The 4,363-nt window shown below is 53.2% G+C and carries 6 protein-coding genes and 1 pseudogene; 1 reads left to right on the forward strand and 6 read right to left on the reverse strand.

Features of this window, described 5'->3' with window-relative positions:
- The 3 genes and pseudogenes from ACOJWD_RS03450 to ACOJWD_RS03460 form a co-directional block, all read right to left on the reverse strand.
- Window positions 1-277 (reverse strand): annotated as a pseudogene (locus ACOJWD_RS03450) (ABC1 kinase family protein); the annotation flags it as partial.
- Window positions 274-480 carry a hypothetical protein gene (locus ACOJWD_RS03455; RefSeq protein ID WP_486991825.1) on the reverse strand — a complete coding sequence of 69 codons (207 nt, stop codon included), beginning with the start codon at window positions 478-480 and terminating at the stop codon, window positions 274-276. The gene ACOJWD_RS03455 and the pseudogene ACOJWD_RS03450, both read right to left, overlap by 4 nt.
- 3 nt (window positions 481-483) lie before the next feature.
- Window positions 484-1,356 carry an NAD(P)-dependent oxidoreductase gene (locus tag ACOJWD_RS03460; protein WP_486991826.1) on the reverse strand — a complete coding sequence of 291 codons (873 nt, stop codon included), beginning with the start codon at window positions 1,354-1,356 and terminating at the stop codon, window positions 484-486.
- 65 nt (window positions 1,357-1,421) lie between these two features.
- Here ACOJWD_RS03460 and ACOJWD_RS03465 point away from each other — a divergent pair, with 65 nt between their 5' ends.
- A complete protein-coding gene (locus tag ACOJWD_RS03465) occupies window positions 1,422-1,556 on the forward strand; it encodes a hypothetical protein (protein ID WP_486991827.1) in 135 nt (44 codons plus the stop codon).
- On the opposite strand, the gene zwf is transcribed toward ACOJWD_RS03465, so the two are convergent.
- From zwf to ACOJWD_RS03480, 3 genes are all read right to left on the reverse strand, one after another.
- On the reverse strand, window positions 1,553-2,995 hold the full coding sequence (gene zwf / locus ACOJWD_RS03470; protein ID WP_486991828.1) for a glucose-6-phosphate dehydrogenase: 1,443 nt from the start codon (window positions 2,993-2,995) through the stop codon (window positions 1,553-1,555). The two genes, ACOJWD_RS03465 and zwf, sit on opposite strands and share 4 nt — an antisense overlap.
- A 398-nt stretch (window positions 2,996-3,393) precedes the next feature.
- The gene (locus tag ACOJWD_RS03475) at window positions 3,394-3,597 is read right to left on the reverse strand and encodes a hypothetical protein (RefSeq protein WP_486991829.1); all 204 of its coding nucleotides are present in this window, start codon (window positions 3,595-3,597) and stop codon (window positions 3,394-3,396) included.
- 151 nt (window positions 3,598-3,748) lie between these two features.
- The coding region (locus tag ACOJWD_RS03480; protein WP_486991830.1) for a hypothetical protein at window positions 3,749-4,363 on the reverse strand (615 nt) is incomplete at its 5' end.

Consider the following 4,363-nt stretch of genomic DNA (forward strand, 5'->3'; position numbering starts at 1 on the left):
CCTGGTCTTGCAAAATGGTCAGTTCGCGAGTAAAACTAAGCGGCAAAATATCGGTGCGGGCACTAAGAAACTGTCCGACCTTAATAATCAGGCCGCCCATTCTCAGTGCTTGGGTGCGAAATCTCGCTCCACCTTCACGATAGATGGCCGCCTCGCGCGCGCTGAACTCTTCGGGCCCAAGTCTTAGGCGCGCGCGTTCAATCCGGCGACTATCTTTCCAAAAGCTAAGCGCCAATCGAAAAATCGCCAGACTACGTCGGATGCGACTCTGGCTCATTCGTCCTTAGGCGCACTGTCACTGGTTGCAGTGTCGGGCTCACGCCATACGTCGAAGGCTTCATCCATCTTCTCCCGAAATCGCTGACGCCGACTCTCAAAATCCGCACTATGATGAGTCCGGCCACCTCGCATGAAAGACTTCACCCCTAGAAATGCCAGAACCACCATCCAAAACGGGACCCTCGGTCTACGCCACCACATCTCTCATTCCTCCTTCTTGTTCGACAAGCTAAGAATATAACTAGACTCATCATACTGCGAAAATCCTGTCTCGGAATGCCCATGCATAAGATCTTTCGCCCGCTGGCCTAGCGGAGTGCCAAACTGGACCTCCTCAGCTAGCTCTATGGCCAACCGCAGATCCTTGTCTCGGTTCTCCACGGAAAATCCCGGCGCATAATTCTGATTGCGGTAGCGATCGAGTACCTTGGCAAGTTCAAAAGATTGCGCCGATCCGTGAGTCATAACCTCAGCTAAATCATCCATCCGCAACCCTAACTGCAGTCCCAATTGAATTCCTTCGCTCGCAGCCATCAGATTCATTGCCGAGACCATGTTGGCCACCAGTTTCAACGATTGTCCTTGACCAACCTCTCCCACATGAGAGACACGTTGTCCCATACGCTTCAAGTAGGGCGTTACCCGCTCAAAGTCTCCGATACTGCCTCCAACCATGATGGTCAAAGTCCCTTCACGAGCTCCAATATCGCCGCCCGTCACTGGCGCATCAAGCCAACTCGCTCCCATCTCCGCCGCGCGATGCGCCACTGCCCGAGTCAGCCTCGGAGACACGGTAGAATGGTCAACAATCACTGTCCCAGGACGCAGTCCCGCGAATACCCCGTGATTTCCGTCGACTACGGCCCGTATAGCGTCGTCATTACTTAGCATGAGAAATACCACTTGGCTCGCTTCGGCTACTGCTCTTGGGGTATCGGCTACGCTTGCGGTTAGTGGTCTCTTTTCCAGACCCCGCGCGGACCGATTATACACAATCAGTGGTTCATCGCCACAAAGATTGCGCGCCATCGCCTGTCCCATGATTCCGAGGCCAATAAACCCCAACTGCTCTCCCATGCTGTCCTCCTCTTTAAACTCGGCATCCGCGGCATGATATGATACCTCATAAGGGAGGTCTATCGATGAAGCGAATCGTCACCTTGATAGTTCTAGCCATGATGCTCATGACCGTCACCGGATGCGGATCGCAATCCCACACTCGACTCAGTCCCAATCCCCACCAAGAGGCTTTGGGAAGACAACCGCCACAATCCTAGTCCACCGTTTCGTTCACTGCCTCGTCTAGCTGACGCCAATCCACGCCATGCTCCAGTAGTCGCGACTGCGACTGAGGCCCATCCGTTCCAGCGGGATACGTGTCTGGACGGCCTGTCTTCCACCCTTGCAAAACCGGATCCACGATCCGCCACGCCTGTTCAACCTCATCGTACCGAGGAAATGACGTCCGATCCCCTTGAAGCACCGCTAACAGCAATTGTTCGTATGCCGAGTATTCCATTTCATCTTCCTTGCGATAGAGCGTCGACAACGTCCTCCGACGGGTCTTCAGTGTCAGACCAGGCTCTTTAGCCCAGACCATCATGTCGATACGTTCGTCGGGCTTCATGCGAAAAATCAGCCAGTTACGCAGCCCTTCGCCAAACAAGCCACGCGGCACCTCTTTTAGCTGGATCGCCACCTCGGCGTAGTCCTCTGCCATCCGTTTGCCGCTGCGAAGATAAAAAGGTACCCCATGCCACCGCCAATTATCCACGTGCAGTTTCAGCGCCGCAAATGTTTCCGTAGTGGACGACGCCTCGATGTGTGGTTCCTCAAGATATCCAGGAACTGACTCACCTCGAATCTTACCCGCTTCATATTGCCCCCGGACCGCATTGTCATCCAACTCCTCGGGCGCTATATTTCGCACTGCTCGCAACACTTCCACTTTTTGATTGTGCAAGGATTCGGCCTGCCAGACCGCAGGTGCATCCATCGCCACCAGCGTAAAGAGTTGCAGTAAGTGATTTTGGATCATATCCCGCAAAGCTCCAGCCTTGTCGTAATATCGCCAACGTCCCTCAAGACCTAGTGTCTCGGCATAGGTAATTTGCACCGAACGAATATGTTCTGCATTCCAAATGGATTCCAGAAACCGGTTGGTAAGCCGAAAGACGAGCAAATTTTGAGCGGTTTCCTTACCCAGGAAGTGGTCGATTCGAAAAATCTGGTCCTCTTGCCATCCGCCATGGAGCTGTTGCCTCAGCTCTTTGGCCGATGCCAAGTCATGTCCAAACGGTTTCTCCACTACTAAGCGCCGAAAACCGTCTTGGGACGCATTCAAGCCGGCACCGGCCAGCGCTTGGGCCGCGGTCCCGAATAATGCCGGCGGCAGTGCTAAATAAAACACCGCGGAACCCGGTCCGATTTTAAGTTTTTGCAAGTCATCTGGGGAAAGTTGGCCGGAAACATAGGATAAGTCGGACGAAAAACCTTTCCAAGCATCCTCCGAATATTCGTCAACAAATTGTTTTAATCCATCATGAACGTGATCGATGAACTGATCCTCTGACCACTCTTCCGGGGCATATCCTATCACCGGACTATCCCACTTCTCTGCCAGATAGAGTCGGAAAATCGCTGGCATCAGCAATCGAAACGTCAAATCCCCTGTAGCGCCTAAGATGATAAACGGCACCTTCTCTTGGTTCTGCATCAAATCCCTCCCCTTGCGTCAATGGCCTTACGCCACTACTATGGCATATTTTCCACAATTCCGCGAGCCAGGGGCACGCTTGCCCAATACCGCATAGCGTCTCGAGACGCAATCCATGACGCTTCATTTTGACGGGAAATCCATCGTCTCACGGTGTTCGATGAGGGAGCGGTCATGGCAGAATTTCCGGAAGGACTACAGTCAAAGAGACCCCGTCGGGGTTGTTGATGGCTCAGACCATCTCATGCATCTCGATTGCATCGCGGTGTTGTCAACCCCAAAACTCATCTACATTCCCACTACCCATAATAGCAACGACTCCGGGGATGAATCCGCTGGTAACGAAAAGCCTCCGTAGATGGACTACGGAGGGCACGAAAATCGCAGTCCCCCAGCCATTACGGCCAGGGCTGGTGACGCCGACGTCGGTATCCCCGGCGCCGATCTCTACGGGGTTCAGCCGCCGGTTCTTCCTCCCACGGCCAATGCCCCTTTCCTCGTATGGCAGCACTCTGGCGATGAGAACGAGAAGCTAAGGGAATGACCACACCGGCTACTGGTTCTTGCATCCTAATGCGACCACGCTTCCTACGACCAAACATGGGCATCCTCCTTAGCTCACTATGACTCCACACCGCTCTATAGGTCCCGATTATATACTTCGATACGACCACTCTCAACAAAGCAATACTTTCTTAAACCGCCAAACACCAAACCGTTAATGGCACTGATACTGCCCATCCGGCCCCTAAGCTATCCGGCGATGGCTGAAAAGCCGTCAATGCCATCAAATGTATAGAGATTTTCCGTTTTCACGATATCGAATCCTGCCTCAGAAATACCAGCCTGTAGAGTCATGAGGTCGCGATAATTCAACGCCGCGTGACTTCCGTCTGCCTGAAATCGGCAGCGCCAATGGTCGGTACAAAAGGCCTCCGAAATTCCCTTTGGCCAAACCTTAATGCCGCGATTTGTAATCGCCTGCAACGATAACGCGTCAGTGCAAAGTGCCTTTAAGGCGTTTGCTAAATCTTCTGACTGTCCCTTGGTCCAATCCAAAAACACGTCGATGCCCACCAGTTGCTTGACGGACTTCTTGGTCGTGGTCGCTGCGGATACCGACGTTTTCACCACGTTTGAGTAATTTACCGGTGATAAATGCTCGGGCCTCGTGCCCAATCTCTGTTGCACCGCCAGCGCAAACTCCTCTGTCGTGACCCGTTTTTGACTGATACCGTTGGGACGATAGATGTCCGGCGTATGTAGACCACCTTCGAGCGTACGCAACCAGGCATTATGGATCCGCGAGGCTACGTCGGCCTGCCCGATATGCACCAGCATCATCACCGCAGCCAAAATCAATCCTGA

The sequence above is a fragment of the Sulfobacillus sp. TH-112 genome (genome assembly GCF_057473405.1).